The following is a 26288-nucleotide window of genomic DNA, read 5'->3' as shown; positions in this document are numbered from 1 at the left end:
GGTTAGGCCTCTTCGGTCGCCGGCGGCTTGGGCGCGATGTCCTCCGTGGTGATCGGCATGGACTCCCACGCCGAGGACAGGTCCGTGCCCTTCAGGGTCCGGCGCTCGCCCTCGGCCAGGTCGTCCAGCCCCAGGGCGCGCCAGAATCCCCGGTGGTGCTCGCAGGGCAACAAGGCGGTGAGCATGCCGCGGACCGGCGCCCGGTCACGGTTCGCCGTGGCATGGATGTACCGGTGACCGGTGTGCTCGGCCCGCCAGGCGGTGATCTCGGGCCGGCCGAGCACCAGGACCCAGGCGATCAGTTCTGAGGGACCGTCCACGGTGGCGGTCAGGTCACCGACGATGTCCAGCTCGCGGCTGAGCCGCATCAACACCGTCAGCTCGCGGGCATCCTCGGGCGGGTACAACATCATTCCTCCTCTGCCGGATCTCGGCATGGAATCCCAGATGATTCAGTTGGATACCAGTCATTTTCGGCAGCGCCGGAGGGATGTCAAGAGGCTTCGTGCGGTGGTCCCGAAGCCGGCAATCCGGCTCCTTCCGGTGCCGGTCACGTGGCCACCATGTTCAGGGGGCACACGGCGCGCTCGCATATCCCGATGATCAGCGCGTCCAGCCGTTCACCGACGCTGTGCTTCTCGCCCGCGGTTCCGGGTGGCAGCAGCGCAGGTGCGCCCCCCGGATTCATCGACGATGAACCAGAGCATCACGCCGTTGGTCTCGATGCCGACGCTGACGTACTGGGCGTCCGGCGCGGCGGCGTCGATCCTCACCGGTAGCCGGCGCATGTCCAGCCAGGACACCGCGAACATGCCCGGTTGTTCGGGCAGGCCGCCCCAGGGGGCAGGACCTCGGCCAGCGGTCAGGACCCCAGACCGATGGCCTCTCGGAGGGCCGCGACGGGCCGGTCGTGATGGCCGGGGGCGACGCACAGCACGGTTAGGACGTCCCCCTCGTCCCGATTATTGCCGACGTCGAGGGAGCATCTACTGCTTGACGGAGAATTCCTCGGAGGTCAGGACTGCCTCGGAGAAGCTGAACAGCTCCCGTACTTCCACGGACACCGTGGTCTCATCCCGCAGGACGTAGGCCTCCTGGATGGTGACCGTAGTACCCGGCTTGATGTCGGACATCGAAAGCGCCGAGTCGACGTCATCGACTATGGCGCTTTCAAGCTCGACGCCGCTCTGGAACGCCTGGTCGTGTATGGCGGTCATGAAGTTGGCGGCCTCGTCGGAGTTGTTGGTGAACTCATAGCTGACAACGATCGCCGGTTCTCCGGCGTAGTCCTTGGCGAAGGTCGCATCCTCGATGGTGACGTCGTACTCCCCGGTGGTGTCCTGATCGTCCGCGGGGGCCGCTGCGGGGGTGGTGCTGGTCTGCTCCAGCTCAACCGTCCACGTCTCACCGAGCGCGGCGGCCTCGTAGCTGATGGTGTCGCCGTCCAGGGTGAAGGTCTTCTGGTCGTCACTGGACGCCAGGAGTGCGGAACCCGTCTTGGACGTGTCATTGACCGAGTCCCAGGTGAAGGCTGCCGTTGCGTCCTCGGGTTGTTCGACGCTGCCGGCCCAGTACAGGGACTTCGATTCATCCTCCGCGTTGACCCAGTAGATGGTGATCGTATCGTCGACGATGGTCGCCACGTGCTTGCTTCCGGAGCCCTTGTTGGACTGTGCCCACTCGCCAGTGAGATCAACGGGCTCGGGCGCTTCCGGACTGGATGCGGACTGGGAGCCATCGGCGCTGTTCGATTCGGCGGTGTTGCCCGCACTGCCAGCTGGAGAGGCGCATCCGGTGAGCGCGAGGCCCAGGGCCACGACGAGAGCCAACGAGGTGGTGGATGTGGTGCGCACGGGGAGGTGCCCCTCTTCCTTGAGACGACGGTGATCGTCGTTCCTATGCGTGATGCCTTGAACCGGCTGAGGGTTTGAGTCGAGACGTTTCGCTCGATAGCCCCGTCGGTCCGTTGCGCCTGCCTATACTTGGCCGCGGACACGGGGTGCGCCGCACGGCGCTGAGATGACACCCGTGGAACCTGATCTAGTTAGGACTAGCGAAGGGATGTCCGCGTGACTTCTTCTTGCCATACCCAGATTCCGCCTGTCCCCGCATCCGGGCCCCGCGTGCTGTCGATCGCCGGCACCGATCCCTCCGGGGGCGCCGGCACCGCCGCGGACCTGAAGTCCATCACCGCCGCCGGCGGTTATGGCATGAGCGTGGTGACCACGCTCGTCGCCCAGAACACCCACGGCGTGCGGGACCTCCACGTCCCGCCCACGGACTTCCTGCGCGCCCAGCTGGAGGCCGTCAGCGACGACGTCACCCTGGACGCCGTCAAGACCGGCATGCTCGGCACCACCGGCATCATCGAGACCGTGGCCGCCTGGTGCGACGAGCACCCGCCGGCCGTGCTCGTGGTCGATCCGGTCATGATCGCCACCAGCGGCCACCGCCTGCTGCAGCCCGAGGCCGAACAGGCCATGATCGAGTTCTGCCGCCGCGCCACGGTGGTCACCCCCAACATCGACGAGCTCGCCGTGCTCACCGGCTCGCCGCGCGCCGCCGACGAGGCCGAGGCCCTGGACCAGGCCGCCCGCTGGTCAGCCGCGACCGGCGTGGCCGTGGTGGTCAAGACCGGGCACCTGGACACCCGGCGGGTCACGAACACCTGGGTGCACCCGGACGGGACGCTGATCTCCGTGCCGTCCACGCGCATCGACACCACCAGCACGCACGGCACCGGCTGCTCCCTGTCCTCCGCGCTCGCCACCCGGCTGGGCCGCGGGGACGCCCCGGGCACGGCACTGGCCTGGGCCACCGAGTGGCTGCATGAGGCGATCGCCCACGGGGCCGCCCTGCAGGTCGGTTCCGGCCACGGACCCGTGGACCACGGGCACCGCTCGCGCCGTTTGCAGGCCGCCGCCTCCGCCGCCCCCTGGTTCGCCCCCGACGCCGTCCCGCCCGTCCTCGGGTCCCCGCAGGACCTGGGTGCCCCGCGCCGGGACCCCGAAGCCCGGGTGCCGGCCGCCGTCGCGCCCGCCGGTCCGTGGACCGCGGCGTTGTGGGCCGCCGGGGCGGAGGTCAACGCCGCCATCGCCGGCTCCGGGTTCGTCCGTGCCCTCGTGGACGGAAGCCTGACCCGGCACGCCTTCGAGTTCTACCTGGCCCAGGACGCGCTGTACCTCAACGGGTACTCCCGGGCGATGGCCGCCCTCGCCGCCCGCTCGACCGAGCTGGACGCGCAGGTCTTCTGGTCCGGGGCGGCCCACGGTTGCCTCACCGAGGAGGCCGAACTGCACCGCACCTGGCTCGGTGATCGCCCGGCCCCCGTCGCTGGACCGGTGACGAGCGCCTACACGGACTTCCTGCTGGCCACCGCCCTCGGCGAGGACCGTGCCGTGGGCGTGGCCGGGGTGCTGCCGTGCTTCTGGCTCTACGCCCAGGTGGGGGCGATGCTGCCCGCGGTGCCCGCCGACCACCCCTACGCCGCGTGGCTGGACACCTACCGGGACCCGGGCTTCGTGACCGCCACCGAGTCCGCGCTGGCCCACGTGGAGCGCGAGCTCGCCGCGGCCTCCCCGGCCGTGCGCGCCCGGGCCGCCCGCGCCTACCTGACCGCCTGCCGGCACGAGCTCGAGTTCTTCGAGCAGGCCCTGCGCCTCGAACCTGGTGAGTACGGGGGCCGGGCCGAGGCGCCCGTGCAGCCCCGCATCCAGGCCCCCGCGGCAGTCAGCGCCGAGGCCCCCGCCGCAGCACTCGCCGGGAGCGTCCGGTGACGGGCGCGACCACGGCGCAGGCCGCCGTCGGGACCCAGACCACCACCGAGACCTCCACCGGGACTCCGAATGAGAGCCTGCCCCCGGCGGGACGGGCCGCGCTGCGCGCCGGGGTGGTGGGCAACTGGATCGACAACATCCACGTCTTCCTGCCGCTGACCGCACTCGCCCCGGCCATGCTCGTGCTCGCCGGGCCCGCCGCCGCCGCGTCCACCGGGGCGCTGATCGTCATCGCGATGCTGCTGGGCCGGCCGATCGGCGGGATCGTGTTCGGGCGCATCTCCGACCGGCTCGGGCGCACCCGCACCACGCGGATCGCGATCGCCGGGACCGCCGCCTGCGCGCTGGCCATCGCCGCCACGCCCACCCACGAGATCCTCGGCGCCGGGACCATCGGCCTGATCCTCGTGCTGCGCTTCCTGTGCGGGATCTTCGTGGCGGGGGAGTACTCCGCGGCCATCCCGCTGGCCATGGAGTGGTCCACCGCAAGGCGCCGCGGGCTGATGAGCGGGCTGATCCTGTCCATGGCCCCGTGGGCTCAGGCGACCATCGCGTTCTCCGTGGCCGGACTGCTCGTGCTCCTGGGCCCCGACGCCTACGCGGCCTGGGGCTGGCGGCTGCTCTTCGTCCTCGGCGCCGCGCTGTCCCTGGGGATGCTCGTCTACTACAGCCGCCAGGTCACCGACGCCCCGGTCTTCCACCGCCGCGCCCGGGAGGCCGCCGCACGGCCCGCCGCCCCGAGGGCCGGACTGCGCGACCTGCTCGCCGGACGGTGGGCGCGGGCCTTCTGGCAGGTGTTCATCCTGATGTCCGGCTTGTGGCTGCTGACCAACTCCACGGTGCTGCTGCTCACCGCCCGGCTCGCCGAGGACTCCGGACTGCCCGCCACCGGGGTGCCGGTGGTCATGGGCATCGCCTCGGTGGCGCAGGCGATCGTCATGGCCCTGGCCGGTCACCTGGCCACGCTCACCGGACGGCGACGGTTGTTCCTCCTGTGGGGGACGGTCGCCGCGCTGGCCGGGCCGCTGGTGTGGTGGGCCGCCGTCACTTCGCCCACCCTGGCCGGGGCGGCCGTCTGCGCCGCGGTGCTGCAGGTCATCACGGTCTCCGCCTACGGACCGGTCTCGGCGTATCTCTCCGAGCGGTTCCCCACCGAGGTCCGCTCCACCGGCTACGGGATGGGTTACAGCCTGTCCCTGGTGCTGCCGGCGCTCTACCCCTTCTACCTGCCGCTCATCGAACCGGTCCTGGGCCGGCACGGCTCGGTGATGGGCATGGTCGCGCTCGGCGGGGCCCTCGTGGTGCTCGGCGCGGCGCTCGGCCCGCGGCTGGCGCCGCGGGACATCGAGGGGGACATCGACGACGTCGCCGTCGGGATGGTGCCCGACGCCCCGGTGGGTGCCGCCCGGGGAGGGTCCCGGTGACCGGGGCTCGGGCCGACGCTCAGCCCGCCCCCGATCGGACCCTTGATCCCGGCGCCGCGACGGGCGCGCACCCGACCGCCGATCCGGACCTCGCACCGGTCGCGGACGTCCTGACCGCGGTGCGCGCCGGCCAGCCGCTGGTGCACTGTCTCACCGCGACCGTCTCCATGGCCCTCGTCGCCGACGGCCTGCTGGCCGCCGGCGCCCGCCCGATGATGACCGAGACCCTCGCCGAGGCCCCCACCCTGACCCGGGTGGCCGACGCGCTGGCCGTGAACCTGGGCACCCTGAGCACGGACGCCATGGAGGGCATCCCCGCCACGGTGGCCGTCGCCGTCGCGGACCGGCGCCCGTGGGTGCTGGACCCCACCGCGATCGGCATCGCGCCGGTGCGCACACCGCTGGCCCGCCAACTGCTGGACTTCCGGCCGACCGTGGTGCGGGGCAACGCCTCCGAGGTGCTCGCCCTGGCCGGGGCAGGCGCCGGCGGGCGCGGGGCCGACTCGGTGGCCGGGCCGGACGCGGCGGAGGACGCCGCGATGTCGACGGCACTCAGGACCGGTGGTGCCGTCGCCGTCTCGGGTGCCGTGGACCTCGTGCTCGACGCCCGCCGGCAGGCGCGGGTGGACCGCGGGACCGGTCTGCTCACCCGGGTCACCGGCACCGGTTGCCTGCTCGGGGCCCTGACGGCCGCCTGCACCGCGGTCGAACCGGACCCGTTCCGCGCCGCGCTCGCGGCGACCACCTGGCTGAACCTGGCCGGTGAGGTCGCGGCCGGGCGGGCCGCCGGGCCGGGGTCGTTCCGGATGCACCTGCTGGACGCGCTCGACGAGGTGGGACGGTGACCGGGGGAGCGGCCGGACGGCTCCGCCCGCGGGTGACCCGCCTGGGCCGACACCGCACGCCGACCGGCGGATCCCATGCATCGCTGGACCTGCGCTGCTACCTGGTCACCTCCGGCACCGGCCGGCGCACCGTGGAGGTGGCGGCTGCGGCTGCGGCCGCCGGGGCCGGCGTCGTGCAGGTCCGGGCCAAGGAGGCCACCGCCGCCGGACTGCTGGACCTGACCTGTGCCGTCGCCGAGGCCGTGCACGCGGCCCGGCCGGCCACGCGCGTGCTGGTGGACGACCGTGCCGACGTCGCCTTCGCCGCGCGTGCCCGCGGGGCGGCCGTCCACGGGGTGCACCTGGGCCAGGACGACCTGCCGGTCACCGAGGCCCGGGCGCTGCTGGGGCCGGAGGCCGTCATCGGGCTGACCACCGGGACCCCGGACCTGGTCCGCGCGGCCGAGCGGCTGCGCGGGGTGATCGACTACGTCGGGGCCGGGCCCTTCCGGCCGACCCCCACCAAGGACTCCGGCCGGGACCCGCTCGGGGTGGACGGGTACCACGGGCTGGTCGCGGCCACGTCGCTGCCGGTCGTGGCGATCGGGGGTGTCGAACCGCGGGACGTGCCGGCGCTCGCCCGGACGGGGGTGGCCGGCGTCGCGCTGGTGCGCGCGATCATGGACGCGCCGGACCCGGGCGCCGTGGTGGGCGAGGTGCTGGCCGGGATGGACACCTCCAGCACCACCGAGGAGGTGCTGGACCGGTAGGGGTCAATCGGCCGGGTGCCGGGTGTCGTTGAGCACGGTGAACTGACTGTCGAAGGGCAGGTGCATCGGGGCGAGAGTGGGACCGTCCCACCAGAACATGCGTCCGATGGAGCGCTCGTGGAAGAGGTCGATGACCACGAAGGACTCGACCGGCATGACGGTCTCGCTCCAGTTCAGGAGCACGACGACGTCGGCGAGTTCGACGCCCTGGATGCAATGCCGGTTCCGACGGACCCGAACGCGCCCCATCGGTCCAGGACGCCTGCACCGCCCACACCGGGGCTACCGCCCAGTCCTGGGTGGTACAGGATCACCAGCTGCGCGTGTTCGCCCTCGAGCACGGGGTGCAGCCCATCGATGGACCTGGAGACCACTGCCGGAGTCCAGATGGACATCGCCACCGGCAACCAGCCCACCGCCTCGCGCGACGAGCTCGCCAGACGCCACGCGCCGGGCCCTGATCACCAGCGGGCCACCCTGTCCCCAGCCGCCGCCGGACGCTTCGGCTCCATGCCACCCTCCGTCCAGTTCGAGTGGGCCTCGCTGGCCCTCACCGCAGGAGCCCAGTCCAAGACCGGACTGACCGTCGAACAGGCCGCGCTCATGGTCCACGCCGCTGCCAACAGCGAGCACATCCGTGACAGCCTGCTGGCCGACGTCATCGGCGACTCGACCCCCAACCTGGAGCGAGTCCATCAACCGCACCGAGCTCCGCGACCGCTTACGGCTGACCGACCGCCACCACTACCGCAGCCCCGTCGCGTCCCACTCACCCCTGCGACCCAACCCCGACCCCAGGGCACCCACCCGGCCCACACCCGGATCCGGGTACCAGCCCCGACAGCACCCCGGCGCCTGGATGGACATGGACCGGTAGCCACGGTCCGGGACGCCGCATCACGCGACCGAGGGGCATCCCCCTATGGGATGCCCCTCGGTCCTGGCTTTAGTTGGTCCGTTTAGGACAGTTCTTCACAGATGTTGATGACCCGGCCTGGGCCTTCAAGAGAAAATTCATCCAAGAATTCCCCGTCGGGATCCTGGACAAAGAAGACGTTGCCGATCGTGAGGTAGAGGCCCGGATACTCCTCGCGGGTGAGAAGGTTCCTGCCCCTGGCTTCGGTGACCGTGTTGCCATCTGCATCCTTCGAAATATGGAACGACCCGGTGATGACATACCTCACCGTCTTGCCATTATCGGGATTGGTCAGCGTGACCTTGGTTCCGGGAGAGGTCTGGATGGTGGTTCCAACCGGAGTCTCGATCTGTTTGAACTTGCCTGAGACGGATCCTTCGAGGTCAAGGCCGGCACAGGCAGTCGTATAGGGCTCTCCTAACTCTCCTTCGAAACCTTCAGGGGGCGTGCCGTTAGGCGCGGCGACGGCCGGCGCAGCAGCGGTGACCAGTCCCGCTGCCATCAAGGCAGATGCGAAACGGCGAACGATGACACGGTTCATGACGATCTCCGATGTTCGGGTGAAACAGGGGGAACCTGCAACCCGAGCCAGTGGAGCACCCGTGGGTGGGGCCCGGGCATGCACGGAAGCAAAGCCCAGGGACGGTTCTTTTGACAAGGGCCGCACGACCCACTTGACGCTGGCAGTTGCACTGGATCTGACAGCGGCCCCCGGTGACCCGAGAGTGCCATGATGGCCACCGCTCCGGGATTTCACCGCCACCAGACGATGGTGACGGCACCCCGCGTTGCTGGGTGGGCCAGTTGATGTGCGTTCTTGGGGCGTCCTGAGCTGTCCATGGCGGCAGCGGGGCGCACAGCCTGTCCCCTGTGGGCCACCCGTTTCCACCGGCCGCGGCGGATTCTCGCGGGCATTCTCGGTCCAGGGATCTGCCCGAGCTTAAAGGTGCGTGTACTCGTCCTCGGTGGTGATCTCGTGCCCCGGGCATCAGTCCACGACGATCAGCGGGTGAGGACCTGTGTCCCGCCCAGGAGACGGCGGTAGCTGCGATGGACACCGATCGCAGCCGTCGTCGCCACGACCGCCTTGATCAGGTCCCCGGGGATGAAGGCGAGTGCGCCCAGGACGGAGGTGGAGAGCGGCAGGCCGGTGACCACGGCCGTCCACGGCACCCCGACGGCGTAGATCACCACTATCCCGCCGACGATGAGGCTGATCAGCACCGCGGCGATGCGGGCGACCTGGCCGGTGCGCCGGATCGCCCAGTACTGGACCAGTGCCCCGATGACCAGGGCGGCGGGGATCCAACCCACGAAGTAACCTCCGGTGGGCCCCAGAACCACTCCGAGTCCGCCTCGGCCACCGGCCAGTAGCGGCAGACCGGCCAGCACCAGGACGTGCAACACCACGACGGAGAGCATGCCTCGCACCGGGCCCAGCAGCGCACCGGCGAGCATCACCCCGAGGGTCTGCAGGGTGATGGGCACCGGGATGATCCCGACCGTGATCGGTGGCACGAGACCCAAGGCGGCGATCAGGGCGGCGAACATGGCCACCAGGACGGTGTTCTGGGTGTTCTGGGTGGTCTGGGTGGTGGCAGTGGCCATGGGGGTCCTTCGGGTGAATGCAGGGGAGCTTGAGCGTGCGGAACGGGGATCTTGGGACGGAACAGGGATCAGCGAGGAGAGCTCCGGCCCAGTGGGCGAGGAGGTGGCGCGGAGTCGTAACAGCGGGCGTCGAGGGCGGCAGCGACCTCTTCAGCCGATTCAAGGGTGCGCACGAGGAGAGGAACCAGTATGGCGACGGGGCTGTTGTGCAGCCCACGGGCGAACTGTGCCTCCCTCACCGTGAGGTACTGGACGCGGAGGTGCGGGATGAACCGGAGCGTCAGAGACAGGGCCAAGCTCATCCGCGCTGGGTTCAGCCCCACGTACCGGGTTGGCGTCAACAGCCACTCGAAGAGGGCGAGCATCTGGCTGAAGGTGGTGGACAGGCTGAGCGCGTAACCGAACAGGCACAGGCTGAGCAATCGCAGGGCCGCTACTGTGGCGGCCTCCCACGTCGTCGTGAGGCCCAGGGTGAGGAATACGATCCCGACGATGAGCGCCAACCCCGACAGCATCCTCGCCAGACGGGCCCAGGGGGTGTTCGTGAGCCAAGCGGCGACCAGGGCCCCGCAGAAGACCGCGACCTGGACGGCCAGGTTCGTCACGGTGTAGATGCCGATGCTGGCCACGAAGAGAAAGGCGAACTTCCACCCGACGGGGACGCGCGTCAGGGGGCCGGTGCGCTGTGCATCGGTCATCGGTCGCTGATCTCGCAATAGAACTCCACCGCGGGCCCCGGAGCACCGTCGAAGGCCACCCGACCGTCGTGGATGACCAGGACGCGCTGGTAATCGCCGATCAGGTCGAGATCATGGGTCACCACGATCGCCCGCTGGTCGAGACCGTCGATGATGGCCTGCAGCCGGCGCCTGTTGCGTCGGTCCAGCATGGTCGTCGGTTCGTCGAAGATGATCGTGGCAGGGTCCATGACCAATACCGAGGCCAGCGCGACCATTTGCTTCTCGCCCCCGGACAGGGCGTGGGACTCCCGCTCGCGCAAGTGCCCGATGCCCAGGCGTTCCAGGGCCTCGTCGACTCGCGTGGCGAGGTCCGCCCCGCGTAGGCCTAGGTTCTTGGCCCCGAAGGCCAGGTCCTCGGCCACCAGCGGCATCACGATCTGGTTCTCGGGGTTCTGGAACACGAAGCCGACCTGCCGGCGGATCCTCTTCGCGTCGTGCGCCGTGGACAGTTCGCCGACCTGGACCGTGCCGCGGGTGGGGAGCAACAGGCCGTTGAGCAGGCGCACGAGAGTGGACTTGCCCGAACCGTTGGGGCCGATGACGGCGATGCGGTGCTCGACCAGGGACAGGTCGACGTCTCGCAGAACGTCCTGGCCCTCCCGGGTGACCGTGACTCCCCTCAGGTGGATGCTCGAGTCCCGCGACATAGGAGTCCCCGCGGGCGGGTCACGGTGCAGGCGGCGCTGCAGCAATTGTGTGATCGGCACCATGGGTGGCCTCCTGAGGGGTCTCCGTTGTGAAGTACAAGTGGGCATGCAGACGGCATCCGGGATTGAACCGTGCCGAGCAGTGGGGGCAACAGTCCACTGATAGGTAGTCGCGGATAGCGAGCTCGGTCTTGCACACCCCGCACAACACGGCCGAGGTATCGTGCTCGCTCACCGGCCACGGCACTGCCGGGTGGCCTGAGGTCTCCTGGTGGCAGAGATGACAGGGGTAGTACTGGTCACAGCATCGGAACTTGATCGCGACCACGTCGAGCGACGTGCGGTAATGGACGCACCGCGTCTGGTCGTCCACCAGGCGTCCTAGAACCCTTGGCATCCGAACCCTCCTGGATTCACGGTGGTCCCCTCAGATCCCGGAGTCCACACGAACCGGACTCTGAAGGCTTCGGTCAGCGGGGATGGGTCCCCGTCACGAACTGCGGCTGTGGGCGCACGGTTGGTTTCACGGATCTTCTGGCCCGGCAGCCGGGATCACATCGGTACGTTCCCCGTGGTTCCCCGCACAATGAGTTCCGTCTCGATTCGACGATGCTCGAACGCGGTGTTCGTGTCGTCGAGACGCGCCAGGAGCTTTTGTAGTGAGATCGCGGCCATCTCATCGACGGGTTGACGGATCGTCGTGAGGTCGAGCACCTTCCACGCCGACATCGGGATGTCGTCATATCCCACGACCCAGAGGTCCTCGGGCACCCGGAGACCCCTTTGCCGGGCGGCGTCGATGACGCCGAAGGCAATGATGTCGGTTGCACAGAAGATCGCCTGCGGGGGCTTGTCGGCCAGCAGCTTCCTGCCGGCCTCCAGGCCCGCCTCATGGGTGAATTCCGTCTCGGGGGCGCGAGCAAGGGGGATGCCGATTCCCGCGTCGGCGAAGGCGTCCACGAATCCCTTGCGTCTCTCGCGTCCCGTGCTGATGCCCGGGCCGCCGCCGACGACGGCGACGTCCGTGCGGCCATGGGTGAGGAAGTAGGTTGCGACGGCAGCGCCCCCGCCGACGTTGTCGCCTGTGACCTGATCACTCGTGACCCCCTCCAAGCTCCGGTTGACCAGGACGACGGGCAGTCCCATATCGAGTGCAGTGCGCAATGCCTTGGACTCGCGGGTTGCGGTGGTGAAGATCAACCCGTCCACGAGCTTGGATCGGATGGCCTCGATTGCCGCCTGCTCGCTGTTCTCGCCGTCGGAGACCCACACATTCATCCGCAGGCCGGCACCATCGATCTCCCGGGCCAGTGCGTAGAGCATCACCGGGTACCAGGGGTTGGTGATTTCACCGACCACGACCCCGATGGCACCCGAGCGCTTGATCCGCATGGCCCGAGCCTGGGCGTTCGGCACATAGTCGACCTCCGCCAGCACCTTCTCCACGCGGCGCCGGTTCTCAGGGCTGACCCGGGGGGAGCCCTGGACAACACGTGAGACGGTGGCCTGCGATACGCCGGCTAGCCGCGCGATCTCCCTGCCCGTCAGCATCCATTCCTCATCTCTGGCGACGAATCGCATCGCGTCGCCTGTTGTCGCGAGCCTACCGACGGTCGAACAGCGATTCGAAAAGGCCGTGACGCGGTAACCCCCAGGGGCCCCTCAGCTGACCTGGTCGGCCAGGAACCTCGCGACGAAGGCGGTGTTGAAATCCCCACTGCGGAACACGTCGCTGTTGAGGATCTCGCCCTGGAAGCTGGCGGTGGTGGTCACGCCGTCAACCTCCATTTCGTCGATCGCCCGCAAGGCGCGGGTGATCGCCTCGTCCCGGTCCCGGCCCCAGACGATGAGCTTGCCGACCATCGAGTCGTAGAAGGGCGGGATCACATAACCGGTCTCGATATGCGTGTCGAGCCGCACCCCGAACCCGCCCGGAGCGCGGAAGTCCTCGATCCGTCCGGGACTGGGCATGAACCCCTGGGCGGGGTCCTCGGCGTTGATGCGGCATTCGATCGCGTGCCCCCGGATGACGATGTCCTCCTGCGCCAGGGGCAGCGGATTGCCCGCGGCGATCTCGAGCTGGAGCTTGATCAGGTCGATGCCCGTGATCATCTCCGACACCGGGTGCTCGACCTGGATGCGGGTGTTCATCTCGATGAAGTAGTACTGCCGTTCGATGTTGTCGAACACGAACTCCACCGTGCCGGCATTGCGGTAGCCGACCTCTTGGCACAGCGCGACCGCGGCCCGGGAGAGGCCCTCACGCAGCTCGTCGTCCAGGACCGGCGACGGTGCCTCCTCGACCAGCTTCTGATTGCGGCGCTGCGCCGTGCAGTCCCGCTCCCCGAGATGCACGGTCGACTGCCCGTCGGACATGACCTGGATCTCGATATGCCGGATGTCGGTGAGGTACCGCTCGATGTACACGGAAGGGTCCCCGAAGGCCGTTTCGGCCTCCGACATGATCTCGCCGAGGTCTCGTTCCAGTGTCTCGCCCGACTCGACCACTCGCATGCCGCGTCCGCCGCCGCCCGCGGCGGCCTTGATCAGCAGGGGGTAGCCGACCTCACCGGCCACGACGAGCGCCTCGTCGTACTCGGCGATCGCACCCAGGGAACCGGGGACCGTCGGCACTCCGGCCGCGCGGGCGATCTTCTTGGCCTCGATCTTGTCGCCCATGCGCCGGATGATGCCCGCGGCGGGACCGACGAAGCCGACCCCCTCCTCCTCGCACATCGCGGCGAAATCGGCGTTCTCGGCCAGGAACCCGTACCCCGGATGGATCGCATCGACCTTGAACGCCAGCGCGGCGCTGATGATCGCCCGCGGGTCCCGGTAGCTCTTGGCCGAGTTCGCCGGCCCGATGCAGACCGCCTGGTCGGCCAGCTTGACCGGAAGCGAGTCGCGGTCGGCCTCGGAATAGGCCAGGACACTTCGGATCCCCAGCTCCTTGCACGCCCGGACGATGCGCAGGGCGATCTCGCCCCGGTTGGCGATGAGGACGCTCTTCAGCTGCTCAGGCATCGCGCTTGATCACCATCAGCGGCTGGCCGTACTCGACGGCATGCTCGTTCTCCGCCAGGATCTGGGTCACCACGCCGTCGACCTTCGCCTCGATGTTGTTCATCAGCTTCATCACCTCGAGGATGCACAGCACCGAATCGGCCGTGACGCGATCGCCCACCTTCACGAACTCCGGGGCGCCCGGCTTCGGCGAGGCGTAGAAGGTGCCGACCATCGGGGCGGTGATGACGACCTCGTCCTCGGCGGCCGCGGCCGGAGCAGAAGGGGGCGCAGCGGCAGGCGCGGGAGCAACCGCGGTGGCCGTGGCCGCCGGGGCGCTCACGGGGGCCGGTGCCGCCACCGGGGCAGGAGCGGGCACCGCCGCGGGCGCCGCAGGGCTCGGCGCCGCGGCGGTGCGCTCGTTGCGCGAGACGAACAGTTCGACGTCGCCGTACTTGATCGACAGTTCGCGCACGTCGGTGGTGGTGTGCGCCCAGTCGACGAGGCTCTTGAGTTCGCGGATGTCAGGCTGGTTCAGTGACATGGTCAGTTCTCTCCTTGGGTGATGCTGATCTTGAGGTCTCCGGCATTCAGGGTCTTGGTGCCGGTCTGGCCGGTGGCGTGCAGCGCCTTCACGATCCCGAGCAGGGGGTGAGGGACCTCGTCGGGGTTGCCGCCGGAGGCGACGGCCTTCTTCATCTCGTCGACCTGGCTGCCGGCGAACATGGCACGCAACAGGTGGTGATCGATCGACTCCTCGGGGTGCCGGGCCGCGAGGTCCTGGAGCATGGGCGCCGGTTCGCTGGGCTCCAGGGCGATGTCCGAGGCACCGTTGTCGATGATCCTCTGCCGCAGTTCGGGGTCGATGTCGGCAAGCAGGTCGCCGTAGTAGCCGAGCACGTACTTCTTGATCTCGTTCGGGACCATCTTGTAGCGCTCACCGGTCATGACGTTCATGGCCGCCTGCGTCCCGACGAACTGGGCGAAGGGGGTGATCATGATCGGGTACGCCAATTCGGAGCGGACCCGGGCGATCTCGTGCAGTAGCTCCTCGTAACGGTCGGCCAGGCCCGCCGTCGCGAGTTGCGTGCGGAAGTTCGACAGCATCCCGCCGGGGGTCTGGTGCATGAAATGCAGGCCGTTGTACTCGACCGGTTCGCCGAGGGGCTTGCCCTCGTGCTCGGCGATCTGCCGGATCGTCTCGCTGATCTCGTCGATCTTCCCGTCGTCCACGTTCACGACGTAGCCCAGCGCCCGCAGGTCCCGCACGACGTTCTGCACCGAGGGCTGGCCGTTGCCTGCCGCCAGGGGTGCCACCGAGAGGTGCAGCGAGTCGGCGCCGGCCTCGGCCGCTTCCAGGCAGACCAGCGGTGCCAGCCCGGTGAGCGAGTGGGTGTGCACCTCCAGCGGGCGGTTGCCGATGACGTCCTTGAGCGCCGGCACCAGTGTGCGGATGCGCTCGGGAGTCAGCAGGCCGCCGGCGTCCTTGAGCATGATCCGGTCGACATCGGCCTTCTCGATGAGCTCGGTCGCCTTGGCCACGAACAGCTCGTCGGTGTGGACGGGACTCTCGCAGAACGCCACTGCGCCGAACGTCTCAGCACCGAGCCTCTTGGCGTGGCGCAGTCCGGGGGCAATGTTGTCGATGTCGTTCAGCCCGTCGAAGGAGCCGATCGCCCGGAATCCGTTCGCGTACAACCGCTCCACCCACGCCATGATCACGTCGTCGGGCAGGAAGTCGAACGCGGCGATGTTGCGGGAGCGGATCAGTGCACGGAACGTGGTGGTCGGGGCGAGCTCATGGGCCCGGCGCACCCGTTCCCACGGGTCTTCCTTGAGGTAGCGCACCGCCACGTCGAACTGGATCGGCGCCACGAGATCAACGTGTTCGAAACCGACCTGGTCGAAGTCGGCCACCATCTGCTCGATGTGCTCCGTCCGCATGCGCGTCGCCCAGATGCTCTGATGCGCGTCACGCAACGTGGTGTCGATGATCTTGATCTCTCGGCGGCTCCCTGCCGGCCGACCACCCACGCTCATTACCGACGCGATCGTTTCAGTTGCGTCCATCAACTCTGACCTCTTCCCTGGCATCACTCGGCCATGTGGTGTGAAATCGTATTCACCATCATGAAATCGTAGTCACGCCACTTCGTCAACCCCCGGGTGTGATTCTTGACACGACGCGTCGAGGCGGTAAAACTGGCACGGCGCACACAACCGACGGCCACGACGCCTGGGCGAAGTCGGCGGCCGCCGCCAAGGCCCACCCATGGCCCTGGGCCACCCGTTGTCATCCTGTCCCGAAGTGGTCGACCCGGCCCGGAGAGCCTTGCGGATCAAGGCGATCTCGGTCGGAGTTGTGGGCGATCAACCCCGAAGCACGACGCTTCCCCTCCATGGGGACGCACCCCGACTCCTCCTGCGTCTTGGCCCGGGCGGGCGGGGGATCTTCATGAAGGACAGGCAGGAGACCGAAGGCAGTCACCCCGGGGGCGTCGGGGCTGACTTCTCGCAACCCTCAAGCGTTCGATTTTTCATATCCAGTTCGCGGCCCACGTATGAATACGTAGTCACGACATCTCCACCCTGCGGCACCCAAAACAATGTGTGCGGCATCAATCTGAAGGGGACACGATGGTCCAGTCGGTAGATGAGAAAGAGCTTGACGCAGGCGTCAGTTCGATATCTCGGCAGCAGAGCCGGAGGTCGCTTCGCGCCAGCACGATCGGCCAGCTGTTGGAGTGGTACGAGTGGAGTTCCTACGCCGTGTTCGCTCCCTTCATTGCGGCTGCGATGTTCAACAAGTCGGATCCCGCCTCAGCTCTTCTGTCCACGCTGGCCGTATTCGCGGTCGGCTTCCTCATGCGTCCCTTGGGCGGCGTGGTGTTCGGCGCCCTCTCGGACCGCAAGGGAAGGAAGAAGGTCATGATCACCACGATGGTCATGATGGCTCTGGCCTCCGTGGTCATCGGGCTCATGCCGTCGTACGAGACCATCGGTCTCGGTGCGTCCATCGGGCTGCTTCTGGTCCGGATGATCCAGGGATTCGCCCACGGTGGCGAGTCGGCTACGGCGAACAGCTATATTCCCGAGATCGCCCCCCGGCACAAGCGCGGGCAGTGGGGAAGCCTCGTCTTCGTCGCCATCTTCGGCGGTTCGGTCATTGCGTATGTCTTGGGGGGCCTGATCTCCCTGGTCCTTGCGGAATCGCAGGTGGCCGAGTGGGGATGGCGCATCCCGTTCATCCTGGGTGCATTCGGTGCGGTGTTCGCCCTCTACCTTCGGCGGGGGATGCACGAGTCTGAGGTCTTCGACGAGAACGCTGACGACACATCGATGGAGCCCAGGACGGTCTCGACGCCGGTGGCCAGCGAAGGGGCGCCTCAAGTCGTCGGGGCGCGGGCTCCCCGTCGCCGGTGGGTCTCGATCTTTTTGATCATCGGGATGGTGTCGGGCGTGACAGCGGCCCACTACACCTGGTCGTCGTATGTCTCGACGTATGCCATCACGCAGCGTGGGATGTCCATCCAGGGCGCATACTGGGTGACGGTCATCGCGCAGTCGGTGGGTTTGGCCGCGCTTCCGCTCTGGGGCCGGCTCTCTGACCGTATCGGTCGTAAGCCCGTCATCTACTTCTTCGCGATCGCGATGGGTGTTCTCCAGATCCCCCTCATGGCAATGATCACCGATGAGCCGTGGACCCTCCTGGTTGCCTCAACGATCGCCCTGGTGCTGGTGGCCGCCTCGGGCTCCCTGCTGTCCTCGATCATGTCGGAGGTCTTCCCGACGTCGCAGCGCACCCAGAGCATCGGCCTCGCCTACTCCATCTCGGTCGCCGTCTTCGGCGGCACCGCACCGTACGTGTACCAGTTGTTCGTGTCGATCGATCTCGCCTGGCTGTCCGGGGCCGTCGTCGTCGTCCTCTGCCTCTTGACCCTCGTTGCGATGAAGCTGCTGCCGGAAACCAAGGGGGTGGACCTGAGAGCCGTGTAATTCGACCCGCCAGGAGTCCTGTCAGACGCCTCGCCGCCGTCATGCACCTGATCCACTCCCGCAGGGGGTGGCGGCGGCGTGGTGTCTGGCCGAATGCGGCAACGCCCACGCTCAAGGGGCTCTAGGGCACTGACCGGCGAGTCCTGTCGGCCCTGGCCCTCCCGATTCCGACGACAGCATGACACGAAGGTGGTTTACCCATGTCCACGGCATCCCGCACCCCCGTCCTGGATCTCTTCCGGTTGGAGGGGAAGACCGCGCTGGTCACGGGCGCGTCAAGTGGTCTCGGGCGCTCCATGGCACTCGCGCTGGCCGAGGCCGGGGCCGATGTCCTGGCAGTCGGGCTCGATGACCTCGATCAGGTGGCGCAGGAGGTCCGTGACCTAGGGGTTGACTGCTCCACGCATGAGACTGATCTCAGTGTCCTCACGCCGGATACCGCTGCGCGTCTGATCTCATGGGCTCGGGACGAGTTGGCCCAGCCGACCATCTTGGTCAACAATGCCGGGATCATCCGAAGAGGCCCGGCCCTCGAGACGTCGCCTTCCGATTGGTCGGCAGTCCTCGATGTGAACCTCACGGCCCCGTTCCTTCTGAGCCAGGCTTTCGCTCGTGGCATCCTTGCGGCTGGCCAGGCCCCTGCCAGCATCATCAACATCGCCTCGATCAACGCGTTCCAAGGCGGCATGGAAGTCCCTGCCTATGCGGCCTCCAAGCATGGACTGCTTGGCCTCACCCGAGCGCTGGCCAATGAATGGACCCCGCATGGCATCAGGGTCAATGCAGTCGCGCCGGGTTACATGGACACTGATTTCACCCGTGCCCACCGGGAGAACGCCGAGCGAGCGCAGAACATGTTGCGCCGTATCCCGGCCAATAGTTGGGGACGTCCCGAGGACCTGGCAGGAGCGGTCGTCTTCCTTGCCTCCGACGCCGCTGCCTATGTCAGTGGAGCTGCCCTGGCCATCGACGGAGGCTGGCTGTCTCGGTAGTCGAGTATCCGCCCCGTGGAGGGTCGGGGAGACAAGGCACTCAGAAGATGGAAGACGAGGTGGGAGACCCATGGAGAACGACTACTGGCATTTCCTGCAGACGCTCGTGCGACTCGAGACGGAATCGAGAGACCTGGAGGCCCAGTACCGTCTCCAAAGCCTCTGCATCGACTGGGTGGAGCGCCACACCTCTGGTGTGACCACCACTCGGGGAAGCAACTACCCGTGGACCTTGCTCATGACTGGCAGCGGGTCAGCTCCGGTGATCTTCGTCTGTCATACCGATACCGTGCCAGTTGGTAACGCAGATGCCTGGTCTTCTCACCCATTGGACGGTGCTATCGACTTCGCACGGGGCACACTGCACGGCAGGGGGAGCGTTGACATGAAAGGTGGCCTGGTCGCGGCACTCGTCACCTTGATCCGTGCGGACATCCAGGGAGCAGACGTGGCTGTTCTCCTGACGGCCGACGAGGAGATCGGCAGTCGGGGGGCTGCCGTCGCGGCTGAGGAACTGGCCTCCTTGGACCCGGCGCTGATCATCGTCCCGGAAGCCACCGAGAACCAGGTGTCGCTGGGTCACCGTGGAGCTCTATGGGTGCGGGTCGAAGCCCACGGTGTAGCCGCCCACGGTTCTCGGCCACATGCCGGCACCAATGCGATCAATACCCTCGTGAGGGGGGTCGTCGACCACCTCGAAGCGTTTCCTGCGGCCTCCGATGAGTACTTGGGTCAGGAAACAGTCAACCTCGGTCACCTTTCCGGGGGCAGCGTGCCCAATATCGTTCCGGACCATGCAGAACTGTCACTGGATTTCCGCACCATAGGCAATCCCGGAAAGATCCTCGACTGGCTACACGGCCTGCACGGCGACCTTCGCATCACCGAGTTGATCAATCTGGCTCCCGTCCGCGCCGCGCAGCCCCCGCCGGTATTGCGGGATTACTCCCCAGCACCGGCAGTCCCTTACTTCACTGATGGTTCGGTTCTCCAAGACCGGTTTCCTGAGACGCCGATCGTGATCTGGGGCCCGGGGGATCCAGCAATGATGCATTCCGTCGACGAGACACTTGACCTGTCCTCTCTCGACACTGCCGTTGAACATTTCTGGCGGGTTGTATCGGACAGCAGGCGTTGAAAGTGCGCATCCACACGTTCCTCTTCACTGCATCACCCTCTGAGCTAGCTGTACCCGGCCACCGCGCTGCCCGGCGCTGTTGGGCCAGATCAGCGGAAGGAACCAGCCCGGGCAGAAGGTGGCGGGCCTACCCGTTGACGTCCACCACGGTGCGCCCGCGGGTGCGCCCGGCCAGGATCTGCTGGGCGTAGGGGATGGTCTCGGCCAGCCCGATGGTCGTGGTCATCCGGTCGAGCTGGTCCAGGTCGAGCTCGTCGGCCAGGGCGGTCCAGGCCCGCTGGCGCAGGGCCTGCGGTGCGAAGACAGAGTTGGCGCCGGTGAGGGTGACGCCGCGCAGGATGAACGGCGCCACGGTCGTGGGCAGGTCCATGCCCTGCGCCAGGCCGCAGGCGGACACGGTCCCGCCGTAGTTGGTCTGGGCCAGGACGTTGGCCAGGGTGGTGCTGCCGGCGACGTCCACGGCGCCGGCCCAGCGCTGTTCCTGCAGGGGCTTGCCGAGGTCCTCGGAGAGCTCGTGACGGTCGAGGAGGTCGGCGGCACCGAGGTCCCGCAGGTAGTCACCCTCCTCCTCGGCCCGCCCGGTGGAGGCCACCACCCGGTAACCGCGGGCGGCCAGCAGGGACACCGCCACCGATCCCACGCCACCGGCCGCGCCGGTGACCAGGATGTCCCCGGCCCCCGGGGTGAGTCCGGCATCGGCCAGCTGCAGCACGGAGATCATGGCCGTGAAGCCGGCGGTGCCGATGGCTGCGGCGCGCACCGGGCTGATCTCCCGGGGCAGCTCCACGAGGGCCTCGCCGCGGACCCGGGCCCGGGTCGCGAAGCCGCCGTTGCGCGATTCGCCGATGCCGTCCCCGTTGAGCACCACCGTGTCCCCGGGGTCCCAGGCCGGATCGTCGGAGCGGGTGACCGTGCCGACGATGTCGATGCCCGGGATGATCGGCCAGTTCTGCAGCACGCCCCGGCCGGCACCGGTGATGGCCAGGCCGTCCTTGTAGTTGTAGCTGGAGTAGAGCACGTCAAGCTCCACGGGACCGCTGAGGATGCCCTCATCGGCCGTCTCCTCCAGGCGCGCCTCCGCTCCCCGGGACTCCACGATCACTGCCCGCATGAATCACCCTTCCTGTCCTCGCCCCACGGTGGGGGTCGCTCCCACGTCACGTTACGGGCCGACGTGGCCGTCCGTCAGCCCCGCCCGCGCTCCGGCCCTTGTGCCGCAGCCGAGCCGCTGCCTACTGTGGCCGCACTCCACGGGCCCTCCGGGCCCGTGTGCTGGACCCCGCGCGCTCCTGCTGACGTGGAGACGACGGGCCGGCAGTGGAAACGACGCAGAAGGGGAACACCATGGACGAGTCGAAGCCGGTGGTCGTCGGGGTCGACGGGTCGGACCAGTCGATCGAGGCGCTGCGCGAGGGCAAGATCATGGCGGATCTGATGAACGCCCCGCTGATGGCGGTGGCGGCCTGGCAGTGGCCCGCAGCGAGTGGGGAGATCCCGGAACTGGTCGGCTACGACCCCGAGCAGGAGGCCCGGCAACGGCTCGACGGCACGCTCGCCGAGGCGTTCGGCGATGAACCGCCGGCCTCGCTGCAGACCGTGGTGCAGAAGGGCCAGCCCGCGCAGGTGCTCACCGAGCTGAGCAAGGGCGCGCGCATGCTCGTGGTCGGCAGCCGCGGCCGGGGCGGGTTCCGGGGCCTGTTGCTCGGTTCGGTCAGTTCCGCCGTCGGCGCGCACGCCGCGTGCCCCGTGCTGATCATGCACGGCAGGACCGAGTAGGGCTCTCACCGCCGGCGCCGCGTGCGTCAGCCGTGCCCCACGTGCCCGCCGCTCTCGGCCGCCTGCTCGGCCTCGGCGATGACCGGGATCGTGCGGAGGACCGAGTCCGGGTTCAGGGACATCGAGTCAATGCCGGCCTCCACCAGGAACTCCGCGAAGTCCGCGTGGTTGCTCGGACCCTGCCCGCACAGGCCCACCGTGATGCCCGCCGCCTGCGCCCGGAGGATGACGTCCGCGATCATCGACTCCACCGCCGGATCGCGCTCGTCGAACTGCCGGGCCAGGATCTCCGAGTCCCGGTCCACCCCGAGCACCAGTTGAGTCAGGTCGTTGGAGCCGATCGAGAAGCCGTCGAAGCGGCGGGCGAACTCCTCGGCGAGCACCACGTTGGAAGGCACCTCGCACATCATGTAGACCAGCAGCCCGTCCTGGCCCCGGACCAGCCCGTTCGCGGCCATCGCCGCCAGCACCCGGTCCGCCTCGGGCACCGTCCGGCAGAAGGGCACCATGACGGCGAGGTTCGTGAAGCCCAGCCGTTCCCGCACCCGGCGCAGGGCGCGGCACTCGAGCTCGAAGCCCTCCCGGTACCGGTCGTCGTCGTACCTCGAGGCGCCGCGGAAGCCGAGCATGGGGTTCTCCTCGGCCGGCTCGAAGGCCCGCCCGCCCAGCAGGTGCGCGTACTCGTTGGTCTTGAAGTCACTCAGCCGCACGATCACCGGGCGGGGATGGTACGGCGCGCACAGCTTGCCCAGCCCGGTGGCCAGGCGGTCGATGAAGTACTCGCGCGGGTCGTCGTACCCGCTCGTCAGCTCGCGGATCCGCTCGGCGTCCTCGGCGGAGTCCACGCGCTCGGGGTGGACCAGGGCCATGGGATGGACGCGGATCGCCTCGGTGATGATGAACTCCATCCGGGCCAGCCCCACCCCGTCCACGGGCAGCCGCCACCACCGGAAGGCGGCGGCCGGGCTGGCCACGTTGACCATCACCTTGGTGCGGGTGCGCGGCAACCGCTCCAGGTCGACCTCCTCGGTGCGCCACCGCAGCCGCCCCGCGTAGACGTGGCCCACCTCGCCCTCGGCGCAGGACAGGGTGACCACTCCGCCGTCGGCCAGGTCCCGGGTGGCGGAGCCGGTCCCGACGACGGCCGGCACCCCCAGCTCCCGGCTCACGATGGCCGCGTGGCTGGTGGGCCCGCCGTGGTCGGTGATGATCCCGGCGGCCCGTTTCATCACCGGTCCCCAGTCCGGGTCGGTCATCTCGGCCACCAGGATCGCCCCGTCGCGGAAGCTGCCGATGTCCGCCGCGCTGCGGATCACACACACCTCCGCCGCGACGATCGCGTCCCCGATGGCCGCCCCCGTGGCCAGGGCACGGCCGGACTCCTCGAGGTGGTGCACCGTGAACCGGGTGGCGCTGCGCCGGGCCTGGACGGTCTCCGGGCGTGCCTGGACGATGAACAGCTCCCCGGTGGGACCGTCCTTGGCCCACTCCAGGTCCATGGGGGTGCCGTAGTGGCGTTCCACCGCCGCCGCCCAGCGGGCCAGCCGCAACACCTCGGCGTCCGTGAGCACGAGCGCCCGGCGTTCCTGCGGTGAGGTCTCCACCAGGGCGGTCGGCGACCCGGCGTGCGGCCCGTAGACCAGCTTGACCTCCTTGGCCCCCACGGTGCGCTCGAGCACCGGGACGAGCCGGTCGTCGTCGAGGAAGGGCTTGAACACCACGTACTTGTCCGGGTCCACGGTGCCCTGGACCACCGTCTCACCCAGTCCCCAGGTGGCGCTGACGACCACGGCGTCCGGGAAGCCGGACTCCGTGTCCAGGGTGAACATCACTCCCGAGGACCCGGAGGCGGAGTCCACCATCAGCTGCACGCCCACGGACAGCGCCACCTGCAGGTCGTCGAAACCTTTCAGGGCCCGGTAGCTGATGGCGCGGTCCGTGAACAGGGAGGCGAAGCAGCGGCGGCAGGCGTCCAGGAGACCGTCCACCCCGCACACGTTGAGGAAGGTCTCCTGCTGGCCGGCGAAGCTGGCCTCGGGCAGGTCCTCCGCGGTGGCGCTGCTGCGCACGGCCACCGCCGGGTCCGTGGTGCCGGTGCGCCGCGCCAGTTCGGCGTAGGCCGCGGCCACCGCGTCCACGAGCGGCGGCGGGAAGGGGGCGTCCAGGAACAGGCGGCGGATGCGCTCGCCGGCCTCGCGGAGCGGCAACCCGCCACCGCGTCCGTGCTCCAGCAGCTCCCGGATGCGGGGCTCGAGGCCGTTGGCCTGCACGACCTCCCGGTACGCCTCGGCGGTGAGCGCGAACCCCCCAGGGACCTGGACCCCCTCGGCGGTCAGAGTCCGGATCATCTCACCGAGGGAGGCGTTCTTGCCACCCACCCGGGGAAGGTCCTCGAGGCCGGTGTCCTCCAGCCATAGGATGTGCTGCCGCTCCATGTGCGCCTCCGCGGTACGGTCCCTGGTGGCAGACAGGGTAGGCCAGGGGTTCACCGCGTGCACAGGTCCGGCAGGCCTGCGCCGCACCCCCGCGTGAGATCTCCGCACGGCACCCCTGCGCCGCATCCGTGGGTGCCCTCGCGGGCCGGCACCCCGTGCATCCGTGCGGATCAGCGCCCCGAGCACGTGCGCGGACCGGCGCCCCGAGGGGACGCCAGCACTTCCCCCGTCTGCCGGGCTGGCCCACAATGACCGCATGAGGCGGGGACGATGGATCGTCGCGGCCCTGGTGATCGCACTCACGGGCTGCGAGGCGGGGGCGCCGGACGCCGGCAGGGGGCCCGATCCGCCGCCCGGGACCCATGCGCCGACCGAGGCGCCCGGCGAAGCACCCGGGCCGGGGCTCGGGGTCCCCACGCCGGAGGGCACGGACACGAGGTCCCACCGGACCTCCGGCACTCCGACCCCGCACGTGCACAAGACCGCCCAGGGGACCTGCGAGGACCTCGGGTCGGCGCAGGCGCTGCGGTTGTCGACCACCGATCCGGCGGGGCGGGGGATCCTGGACGAGTGGGATGCGTGCCTGCGCACGGACACGACGCCCGCCTACACGTGGCTCCACAACCGCACCGGCGCGGTGTGGATCCTGCGGACCACGCCTTGGGACGTGGTGCAGGAGCACCGGCCCGGGCGCACCCGGCTGGAGACCCTCCAGTCCGGGGTGATGCACCGGGCGGCCCAGGAACGGGGCAAGCCGTCCAACGCCTCGGCCTTCATCCTCCCCGGGGAGTCGATCTGGATCGCCGCCGGCCCGGCCACGGTCATCGCACAGGTGGACCTGCGCCTGACCGTGGCGTGGGCCGGTGCGGGAGAGATCCTGGCCCGGCTCGACGGCCACGGCCAGCGGCTGCTGACCGACGCGATCGACCGGCGGGAGTCCGGGCCCAGCACGACCGTCGCCTGCGTCCTCGCGCTCTACGACTCCACCCTGCGCAGGACGGACCTGTACGCGGCCGAACTGCGGGACGTGCTCCGCGACGGCTTCGAGGACATCCTCGCCGACGAGGACTGCGCCGGCCCGGCTCGCGAGACCATCATGGGCCGCCGGGGCCGGACCGTCTCGGTCCTGGAGGACGTCCTCGAGGTGATCCCGGACTCGGCGAGCACCCTGGACCAGATCAGCGGTGCGCTCGAGCCCTACCGGCGGGTCTACGGGACCATCGCCCTGGAACCGGTGACGCCCGTCGGCCAGGAGTCAGGCTGACTGGGGTTCCGCAACCGGTTCCCGGTGCCGGCGGGGGTTCAGCGGGCAGGAGGGGATGGCGTAGCGGCACAGCAGGACCGCGGCCACCGCGCCGGAGCCCAGGATGCCGACGATGACGCTTGCGGGGGAGGGCAGTTCCTGGACCAGGACGAAGACGCCCATGGCCAGCACGAAGAAGCCGAAGCCCTCGCGCAGGACGTTCTCGGGGATGATCCCCGTCAGCTTCGCCCCGATCAGCGAGCCGACGATCGCGGCGGCGGTCACCCCGGCCACGAGCCCCCAGTCGAGCTGGACGCTCGTGAGGTAGCCGCCCAGGCCCGCGAAGGACTTCATGGCGATGACCACCAGGGACGTCCCGACGGCGGCCGGCATGGACAGCCCGCCCAGCAGCACCAGCGCGGGCACCACCAGGAAGCCGCCCCCGGCGCCGACGAGCCCGGTGACCAGGCCGACCACCAGGCCCTCGAGGACGACCTTGACGACGGGCAGCCTCTTCGCCTCGTCCCCGCCGGAGGAGGGGGCCTTCTTCCGGCCCCGGATCATGGCGGCCGCGGTGGCGACCATCATCAGGGCGAAGGCGATCATCAGCACGGTGCCGGGGATGTGGCCGCCCAGCAGCCCGCCGCCGAAGGCACCCGCCATGCTCGCCACTCCGAAGACGAGGCCGGTACGCCACCTCACCCTCCCCTTGCGGGCATGGGAGACCACGCTGACCAGCGAGGTGGTGCCCACCACGAACAGTGAGGCGGCGATCGCCTCCTTGGCGGGAAGCCCGGCCACGTAGGTGAGGATCGGGACGGTGAGGATGGACCCCCCACCGCCCAGCAGGCCGAGGGAGACCCCGATCAGCACCGAGAGCGCGAGGGTGACGATGAGCGTGACGGTCATGGATGGTCCTTGGGAGTAGGCCGGGCGGGGCGGGAAGGAAAGGGGCCCGACGGCGGCGCGGAGGGGGGAGGGGGTGCGCCGCCGCCGGGCG

General features: G+C 69.2%; 25 protein-coding genes and 1 riboswitch. Of the genes, 9 read left to right on the top strand and 16 right to left on the bottom strand.

All coding sequences use genetic code 11. The features are described from left to right. Positions 1 to 2: 2 nt before the first annotated feature. The 3 genes from GGQ69_RS12990 to GGQ69_RS12980 all read right to left on the bottom strand — a co-directional run bounded on the left by GGQ69_RS12990 (position 3) and on the right by GGQ69_RS12980 (position 1853). The gene (locus tag GGQ69_RS12990; protein ID WP_183529186.1) at positions 3 to 413 is read right to left on the bottom strand and encodes a hypothetical protein; all 411 of its coding nucleotides are present in this window, start codon (positions 411 to 413) and stop codon (positions 3 to 5) included. A 207-nt stretch (positions 414 to 620) separates the two neighbouring features. Then, the gene (locus GGQ69_RS12985) at positions 621 to 812 is read right to left on the bottom strand and encodes a hypothetical protein (protein ID WP_183529183.1); all 192 of its coding nucleotides are present in this window, start codon (positions 810 to 812) and stop codon (positions 621 to 623) included. 174 nt (positions 813 to 986) lie between these two features. Further along, a complete protein-coding gene (locus GGQ69_RS12980) occupies positions 987 to 1853 on the bottom strand; it encodes a DUF5067 domain-containing protein (RefSeq protein WP_183529181.1) in 867 nt (288 codons plus the stop codon). A 132-nt stretch (positions 1854 to 1985) separates the two neighbouring features. Further along, a riboswitch (TPP riboswitch) is annotated at positions 1986 to 2079 on the top strand. Positions 2080 to 2123: 44 nt separating this feature from the next. On the opposite strand from GGQ69_RS12980, the gene GGQ69_RS12975 reads away from it, so the two are divergent. From GGQ69_RS12975 to GGQ69_RS12960, 4 genes are read left to right on the top strand one after another with little or no spacing between them, the layout of a single operon-like run. Further along, positions 2124 to 3776 (top strand): bifunctional hydroxymethylpyrimidine kinase/phosphomethylpyrimidine kinase, encoded by a 1653-nt coding sequence (locus GGQ69_RS12975; RefSeq protein WP_370577183.1) that lies wholly within the window; start codon positions 2124 to 2126, stop codon positions 3774 to 3776. Then, positions 3773 to 5200: an MFS transporter gene (locus GGQ69_RS12970; protein WP_370577182.1), complete on the top strand. Its 1428-nt coding sequence runs from the start codon at positions 3773 to 3775 to the stop codon at positions 5198 to 5200. Before GGQ69_RS12975 ends, GGQ69_RS12970 begins: the two co-directional genes overlap by 4 nt. Beyond that, positions 5197 to 6045, top strand: coding sequence for a hydroxyethylthiazole kinase (gene thiM, locus GGQ69_RS12965; protein WP_370577181.1), 849 nt, complete (start codon positions 5197 to 5199; stop codon positions 6043 to 6045). Before GGQ69_RS12970 ends, thiM begins: the two co-directional genes overlap by 4 nt. Beyond that, positions 6042 to 6794: a thiamine phosphate synthase gene (locus GGQ69_RS12960; RefSeq protein ID WP_370577180.1), complete on the top strand. Its 753-nt coding sequence runs from the start codon at positions 6042 to 6044 to the stop codon at positions 6792 to 6794. The genes thiM and GGQ69_RS12960 overlap by 4 nt, the downstream gene beginning before the upstream one ends. A 3-nt stretch (positions 6795 to 6797) precedes the next feature. Here the strand turns inward: GGQ69_RS12960 and GGQ69_RS12955 are convergent, their stop codons facing one another. The 10 genes from GGQ69_RS12955 to GGQ69_RS12910 all read right to left on the bottom strand — a co-directional run bounded on the left by GGQ69_RS12955 (position 6798) and on the right by GGQ69_RS12910 (position 15778). After that, positions 6798 to 7043 carry a MoaF C-terminal domain-containing protein gene (locus GGQ69_RS12955; RefSeq protein WP_183529179.1) on the bottom strand — a complete coding sequence of 82 codons (246 nt, stop codon included), beginning with the start codon at positions 7041 to 7043 and terminating at the stop codon, positions 6798 to 6800. 710 nt (positions 7044 to 7753) lie between these two features. Then, the gene (locus GGQ69_RS12950; RefSeq protein ID WP_183529177.1) at positions 7754 to 8251 is read right to left on the bottom strand and encodes a hypothetical protein; all 498 of its coding nucleotides are present in this window, start codon (positions 8249 to 8251) and stop codon (positions 7754 to 7756) included. Between the two features lie 461 nt (positions 8252 to 8712). Further along, entirely contained in the window at positions 8713 to 9318 is a 606-nt protein-coding gene (locus GGQ69_RS12945) for a biotin transporter BioY (RefSeq protein ID WP_183529175.1), read from the bottom strand. A gap of 68 nt (positions 9319 to 9386) precedes the next feature. Further along, on the bottom strand, positions 9387 to 10016 hold the full coding sequence (locus GGQ69_RS12940; RefSeq protein WP_183529173.1) for an energy-coupling factor transporter transmembrane protein EcfT: 630 nt from the start codon (positions 10014 to 10016) through the stop codon (positions 9387 to 9389). Further along, complete coding sequence (locus tag GGQ69_RS12935) at positions 10013 to 10768, bottom strand: energy-coupling factor ABC transporter ATP-binding protein (RefSeq protein WP_221243764.1); 756 nt, start codon at positions 10766 to 10768, stop codon at positions 10013 to 10015. Before GGQ69_RS12935 ends, GGQ69_RS12940 begins: the two co-directional genes overlap by 4 nt. After that, on the bottom strand, positions 10725 to 11102 hold the full coding sequence (locus GGQ69_RS12930; protein ID WP_183529171.1) for a CHY zinc finger protein: 378 nt from the start codon (positions 11100 to 11102) through the stop codon (positions 10725 to 10727). Before GGQ69_RS12930 ends, GGQ69_RS12935 begins: the two co-directional genes overlap by 44 nt. Before the next feature lie 155 nt (positions 11103 to 11257). Further along, positions 11258 to 12286: a LacI family DNA-binding transcriptional regulator gene (locus GGQ69_RS12925; protein WP_183529169.1), complete on the bottom strand. Its 1029-nt coding sequence runs from the start codon at positions 12284 to 12286 to the stop codon at positions 11258 to 11260. An 81-nt stretch (positions 12287 to 12367) separates the two neighbouring features. Next, on the bottom strand, positions 12368 to 13729 hold the full coding sequence (gene accC, locus GGQ69_RS12920; protein WP_183529167.1) for an acetyl-CoA carboxylase biotin carboxylase subunit: 1362 nt from the start codon (positions 13727 to 13729) through the stop codon (positions 12368 to 12370). Further along, the gene (gene accB, locus GGQ69_RS12915; RefSeq protein WP_183529165.1) at positions 13722 to 14252 is read right to left on the bottom strand and encodes an acetyl-CoA carboxylase biotin carboxyl carrier protein; all 531 of its coding nucleotides are present in this window, start codon (positions 14250 to 14252) and stop codon (positions 13722 to 13724) included. Before accB ends, accC begins: the two co-directional genes overlap by 8 nt. A 2-nt stretch (positions 14253 to 14254) precedes the next feature. Continuing rightward, on the bottom strand, positions 14255 to 15778 hold the full coding sequence (locus GGQ69_RS12910) for a pyruvate carboxylase subunit B (RefSeq protein WP_221243763.1): 1524 nt from the start codon (positions 15776 to 15778) through the stop codon (positions 14255 to 14257). Positions 15779 to 16345: 567 nt separating this feature from the next. Between GGQ69_RS12910 and GGQ69_RS12905 the strand changes: the two genes are divergently transcribed. From GGQ69_RS12905 to GGQ69_RS12895, 3 genes are all read left to right on the top strand, one after another. Continuing rightward, entirely contained in the window at positions 16346 to 17704 is a 1359-nt protein-coding gene (locus tag GGQ69_RS12905) for an MFS transporter (RefSeq protein ID WP_183529161.1), read from the top strand. A 200-nt stretch (positions 17705 to 17904) separates the two neighbouring features. Beyond that, positions 17905 to 18696: an SDR family oxidoreductase gene (locus GGQ69_RS12900; RefSeq protein ID WP_183529159.1), complete on the top strand. Its 792-nt coding sequence runs from the start codon at positions 17905 to 17907 to the stop codon at positions 18694 to 18696. A 70-nt stretch (positions 18697 to 18766) separates the two neighbouring features. Continuing rightward, positions 18767 to 19834 (top strand): M20/M25/M40 family metallo-hydrolase, encoded by a 1068-nt coding sequence (locus GGQ69_RS12895; protein ID WP_183529157.1) that lies wholly within the window; start codon positions 18767 to 18769, stop codon positions 19832 to 19834. A 127-nt stretch (positions 19835 to 19961) separates the two neighbouring features. On the opposite strand, the gene GGQ69_RS12890 is transcribed toward GGQ69_RS12895, so the two are convergent. Continuing rightward, positions 19962 to 20945 carry an MDR family oxidoreductase gene (locus tag GGQ69_RS12890; protein ID WP_183529155.1) on the bottom strand — a complete coding sequence of 328 codons (984 nt, stop codon included), beginning with the start codon at positions 20943 to 20945 and terminating at the stop codon, positions 19962 to 19964. A gap of 233 nt (positions 20946 to 21178) precedes the next feature. Here GGQ69_RS12890 and GGQ69_RS12885 point away from each other — a divergent pair, with 233 nt between their 5' ends. Continuing rightward, positions 21179 to 21610: a universal stress protein gene (locus tag GGQ69_RS12885; RefSeq protein ID WP_183529153.1), complete on the top strand. Its 432-nt coding sequence runs from the start codon at positions 21179 to 21181 to the stop codon at positions 21608 to 21610. A gap of 26 nt (positions 21611 to 21636) precedes the next feature. On the opposite strand, the gene ppsA is transcribed toward GGQ69_RS12885, so the two are convergent. Next, entirely contained in the window at positions 21637 to 24045 is a 2409-nt protein-coding gene (gene ppsA / locus GGQ69_RS12880; protein WP_183529151.1) for a phosphoenolpyruvate synthase, read from the bottom strand. Between the two features lie 256 nt (positions 24046 to 24301). Between ppsA and GGQ69_RS12875 the strand changes: the two genes are divergently transcribed. Beyond that, a complete protein-coding gene (locus GGQ69_RS12875; protein WP_183529149.1) occupies positions 24302 to 25309 on the top strand; it encodes a hypothetical protein in 1008 nt (335 codons plus the stop codon). On the opposite strand, the gene GGQ69_RS12870 is transcribed toward GGQ69_RS12875, so the two are convergent. Continuing rightward, on the bottom strand, positions 25301 to 26197 hold the full coding sequence (locus GGQ69_RS12870) for a sulfite exporter TauE/SafE family protein (RefSeq protein ID WP_183529147.1): 897 nt from the start codon (positions 26195 to 26197) through the stop codon (positions 25301 to 25303). The genes GGQ69_RS12875 and GGQ69_RS12870 overlap by 9 nt on opposite strands. Between the last annotated feature and the right edge of the window lie 91 nt (positions 26198 to 26288).

The organism is Micrococcus sp. TA1 (assembly GCF_014199555.1).
In the GTDB taxonomy this organism is placed as follows: domain Bacteria; phylum Actinomycetota; class Actinomycetes; order Actinomycetales; family Micrococcaceae; genus Citricoccus.
Note: the sequence above shows the minus strand (reverse complement) of the source record. Positions and strands in the feature narration are given on the sequence as shown.